Source organism: Dietzia sp. DQ11-44 (assembly GCF_014145205.1).
Taxonomy (GTDB): domain Bacteria; phylum Actinomycetota; class Actinomycetes; order Mycobacteriales; family Mycobacteriaceae; genus Dietzia; species Dietzia natronolimnaea.
In genome coordinates, this window is sequence record NZ_JAALEC010000409.1 from 1 (window position 1) to 3,571 (window position 3,571).

At 70.2% G+C, this 3,571-nt stretch carries 4 protein-coding genes; all 4 read right to left on the reverse strand.

Going from position 1 to position 3,571, the window contains the following annotated elements; translation table 11 throughout:
- A partial coding sequence (locus G6018_RS10690) for an alpha/beta-hydrolase N-terminal domain-containing protein (protein WP_277817770.1) occupies nucleotides 1-634 on the reverse strand: 634 nt, incomplete at its 3' end.
- Nucleotides 635-714: 80 nt separating this feature from the next.
- Complete coding sequence (locus G6018_RS10695; protein ID WP_179524025.1) at nucleotides 715-1,644, reverse strand: SDR family oxidoreductase; 930 nt, start codon at nucleotides 1,642-1,644, stop codon at nucleotides 715-717.
- 161 nt (nucleotides 1,645-1,805) lie between these two features.
- The gene (locus G6018_RS10700) at nucleotides 1,806-3,161 is read right to left on the reverse strand and encodes a TrpB-like pyridoxal phosphate-dependent enzyme (RefSeq protein ID WP_182610381.1); all 1,356 of its coding nucleotides are present in this window, start codon (nucleotides 3,159-3,161) and stop codon (nucleotides 1,806-1,808) included.
- Between the two features lie 40 nt (nucleotides 3,162-3,201).
- Nucleotides 3,202-3,571, reverse strand: a 370-nt coding sequence (locus G6018_RS10705; RefSeq protein ID WP_182639570.1) for a GNAT family N-acetyltransferase, incomplete at its 5' end; no start/stop codon positions are given.

A 3,571-nucleotide genomic window follows, 5' to 3' on the forward strand; every position in this document is an offset into this window, starting at 1 on the left:
GGGGTTGCCGCACGCCCTCGGCGGTGCCGTGGTCCGCGGCGGAGGCCGTCCTGTCGGCCAGGCCGATCACCCCGCGGTGGACGAGCCCGTTGATCGACAGCACGGCGATGAGGACCACGAGACCCAGCGCCACGACGCGGGCGAGTGGGGCCGGGACGTGAGGTGCGGCGATCCGGGTCAGCGCCGCCGTGCCACGCCGGATCCCCCTGGCCGCCGCGAGGATGACCGTCGCGACCAGTAGTGACAGCACCAGGACGAGCAGGTAGTTGGCGCGGTCGATGCGCTCGACGCCGGCCAGGTCCCGGGTGATCTGCTGCCACCAGGACCCCAGGACCAGGAACGTCGGGACGGTCACCGCGGCCGTGACGGCCAGGGACCACCACCCGATCCTGCGCAGGCGGGCGGAATGGTCCGGGGAGACCCCGCAGGAGCGGACCGCCCATGCGATCAGGCAGCCCAGACCGTACCCGGTCGCGAGGCTGATCCCGGTCGCCACGGCCTGCAGGGGCCACACCCGCGGCAACAGGGAGGGCGTCATGGACCACACGAAGAACAGCAGCGCGACGGCCAGTCCGACCGGGTGCAGGGAACGGGTGAAGCCGCGGATCGTCTCCGTCGACGGTGTCGTGGTCAAGACCGGTCCAGGGGTGAGAAGACCGTGGCGGAGCGCCAGGCGCGTGAGCGGAGTCTATCCCCGCGCACGCGCCCCGCGGCTCAGCTCTCGAGGTGGAGCCCCAGTTCGCGCGCCGCGAGCGCGGCGTACTTGGAGGTCTGCTCGAACGCCGACTCCAGGGGGTTCGCGTCGGTGACGTCGGCGATCTCGTTCCACCGCTCGGCCACGACCTCGGGGGTGCGGGCGTTGTCCGGGAGGTAGACCCCGCGGCTCTCGACCATCTGGGAAACGGCGAACACGCCGGCGCCGGCACCGAGGATGGTCTTGGTGGGCGCGTCCTCGCTGACCATGAACAGGGCGCCGGGCGCGATGGTCTCCGGGCCCATGATGTCCAGGACCCGCTGTGGGAGCAGGTCCTCGGTCATGCGGGTGGCGGCCGTGGGGGCGATGGAGTTGACCTTGATGTTCTTCTTGGCGCCCTCGATGGCGAGCACGTTCATCAGGCCGACCAGGCCGGACTTGGCGGCGGCGTAGTTGCTCTGGCCGAAGTTGCCGTAGATACCCGAGGACGAGGTGGTCATGAGGATGCGGCCGTATCCGGCCTCGGCCATGTGGGGCCAGACGGCCTTGGTGCAGTTGACCGAGCCCATGAGGTGGACCTCGAGGACCTTGCGGAAGTCGTCGTTGTCCATCTTGGCGAACGACTTGTCGCGCAGGATGCCGGCGTTGTTCATGAGGATGTCGATGCGCCCCCACTTGTCGATGACCGAGGAGACCAGCGCGTCGACCGCGGCCTCGTCGGTGATGTCGTTGCCGTCGACCATGGCCTCGCCGCCGGTGGCGACGATCTCGTCGACAACGCGCTGGGCCGGGGAGGTGGTGCCACCCTCGCCGTGGACGTCGCCGCCGAGGTCGTTGACGACGACCTTGGCGCCGCGCTCGGCCAGGGCGAGGGCGTAGGCGCGGCCGAGGCCGCCTCCGGCGCCGGTGATGATCGCGACGCGGTCGGTGAAATCGATGGGATTGACCATGGGTGACTCCTGGTGTTGAGAGGGGGTCGGTTCAGTTGGTGGGTGGCTGTGCTGCGACGAGGCCGTGACCGCGCGGGGACCCTGTCGGCTCCGGGCTCCGGCTCACACACGGCCCCGCGGCAGGGGACGCGGTGGACCGGATCGCCCCGCGTCGGCGCCGGTCAGCCGAGCTCGCCGCGGACGTACGACTCGTAGGCCGGGAGGTCGAGGAAGCCGTGACCGGACAGGCCGATCACGATGGACGGGCCCGTGCCCGCCTCCCCGGTGTGCCTGCGGGCCTCGTCGAACGCGCCGGCGAGGGCGTGGGTGGACTCGGGCGCGGGCACGATGCCCTCGGCCTTGGCGAACTCGACACCGGCGGCGAAGGCGACGTTCTGTTCCACCGCGATCGAGTCGAGCAGGCCGAGGTGCTTGACGTGACTGACCAGCGGTGCCATCCCGTGGTACCGGAGACCGCCCGAGTGGATGGGGTCCGGGACGAAGTCCTGGCCCAGCGTGTACATCTTCATGAGCGGGGTCAGACCCGCCACGTCTCCGTGGTCGTATCGGAACTCGCCCTCGGTCATGGACGGGCAGGCGGTCGGTTCGACGGCCACGATCCTCGTCTGCGCCCCGGCCAGGTTCTCGCGGATGAACGGGAACGCCAGACCGGCGAGGTTGGAGCCGCCCCCAGCGCACCCGAAGACGTAGTCGGGCGCGGCCTCCCCGAACATCTCGAGCTGTTTGAGGGCCTCCTCGCCGATGATCGTCTGGTGCAGGCACACGTGGTTGAGGACGGAACCCAGGGAGTAGCGGGCCTCGGGGTCGCCCGCCGCCACCTCGACCGCCTCCGACACCGCCATTCCCAGCGAACCGGGGGTGTGGGGGTCCTTGGCGAGGAAGGACCGGCCCGCCTCGGTCAGGTCGGAGGGGCTCGGGTGGACGGAGGCGCCGAAGGTCTCCATGAGCATCCGGCGGTACGGCTTGGACTCGAAGGACGCCTTGACCTGCCAGACCTCAACCTCGATGCCGAAGGCCTGACCGGCGAACGCCAGCGACGCGCCCCACTGACCGGCGCCGGTCTCGGTGGTGAGCTTGGTGATGCCCTCCGCGGCGTTGTAGTACGCCTGGGCCACGGCCGTGTTGGGCTTGTGTGAGCCGACCGGGCTGGTGCCCTCGTACTTGTAGTAGATCCTCGCCGAGGTGCCGAGGGCCTTCTCCAGTCGGCGGGCCCGGATGAGGGGCGAGGGCCGCCACAGCCGGTAGATCTCCCGCACCTCCTCGGGGATCTCGACGTACCGCTCCCCGGTGACCTCCTGCTCGATGAGCGCCATCGGGAACAACGGCGCCAGGTCCTCCGGCCCGAGCGGCTCCTTCGTGCCCGGGTGCAGGTGCGGCGCCATCTGCTCGGGCAGGTCGGCCTGGATGTTGTACCAGTGGGTCGGCATCTCGCTCTCGGGGAGAAGTGCCTTGACCAGAGGTGCCGTGACCAGCGAACCGGATGCGGAGTGTGAACCGGATGCAGCGTCAGACGTCATATGGTGTCCTCGGGAGATGTGGGGAGGGGTGAGCCACGCCTCATCCTAGGAGGTCGCGCCTCATGGGGAGGTGCGGGATCCGTTCATCCAGGTAGTCCGGTCCGCAACGGAGGAACCCGAACTGCTCGTACCACCCCTCGAGGTGGGACTGGGCGCCTATCTCGACGGGCAGCTCGCCGCACAGCTCGAGTCCGCGACGGATCAGGACACCGGCGATCCCCCGCCCTCGCCACCCGGGAGCCGTGCACACCCGGCCGAGGTGCATGACCCCACCGTGGACCCCCGACCCGAACACGCGCAGGGTGGCCACCAACTCGTCCGGACCGGATTCGGTGGCCGGAGCCCAGGCCAACAGGTGCGTGGTGCCGGGGTCGGCGTCGACCTCGTCGATCTCCGCGTACGGGCAGTCC

Coding starts and splice junctions, on each gene's coding strand:
- G6018_RS10695 (WP_179524025.1), bottom strand. CDS start 1,644: ATGGTCAATCCCATCGATTTCACCGACCGCGTCGCGATCATCACCGGC.
- G6018_RS10700 (WP_182610381.1), bottom strand. CDS start 3,161: ATGACGTCTGACGCTGCATCCGGTTCACACTCCGCATCCGGTTCGCTG.